A 678-nucleotide genomic window follows, 5' to 3' on the forward strand; every position below is an offset into this window, starting at 1 on the left:
AGGGGCGCGGGGAACTGCGCGACCAGCCACGACGGCCAGGCAGCCGCGCGAAGACCGAAACCACGACGGCGATCAGGCGCCCCGCCGAAGCCTGCGCAGCATCCTCGCATCGTCGAAACCGACTTCCCGCGCCGCCGACTCCACCGTCGCCCCATGCCCCATGAGATGCTCGGCCCGCTCGACCCGCAGCGCCTGCTGATACCGCAGCGGCGTAAGCCCCGTGGCCCGGCCGAACACCCGCGTGAGCGTCCGCGCGCTGACACCGACATGCGCGGCCAGCCGGTCCAACGGCAACCGCTCGGCGAACCTCGCGTCGATCAGGTCCTGCACCCGATGCGCCGTGTCGTCCAGATGCGCCCGGTGCCGCAGCATCGCGCTGGCCTGGGGCTCGTCGCCGTTGCGCCGCGCGTAGATGACCATCTCGCGCGCGACCCGCGCCGCGAGGGCGGGACCATGCCGCACGGCCAGCAGATGCAGCGCGAGGTCGATCCCGCTGGCGATGCCCGCCGAGGTGACCACGCGGTCGTCGGTGGTGAAGAGCACGTCCCGGACGACGGTGGCCCGGGGATGGCGGGCGGCGAGTTCGTCCTGGAGCGCGTGGTGGGTCGTACAGCGGCGCCCGTCGAGCAGCCCCGCGCGGCCGAGCGCCTCCGCCCCGGCGCAGACGCTGGCGACGGT

At 74.2% G+C, this 678-nt stretch carries 1 protein-coding gene; it reads right to left on the reverse strand.

The window, feature by feature from the left end; all coding sequences use genetic code 11:
• Positions 1-72 precede the first annotated feature (72 nt).
• The coding region (locus GTW40_RS06955; RefSeq protein ID WP_161179278.1) for a helix-turn-helix domain-containing protein at positions 73-678 on the reverse strand (606 nt) is incomplete at its 5' end.

The sequence above is a fragment of the Streptomyces sp. SID4985 genome, from assembly GCF_009863025.1.
In the GTDB taxonomy this organism is placed as follows: Bacteria; Actinomycetota; Actinomycetes; order Streptomycetales; family Streptomycetaceae; genus Streptomyces.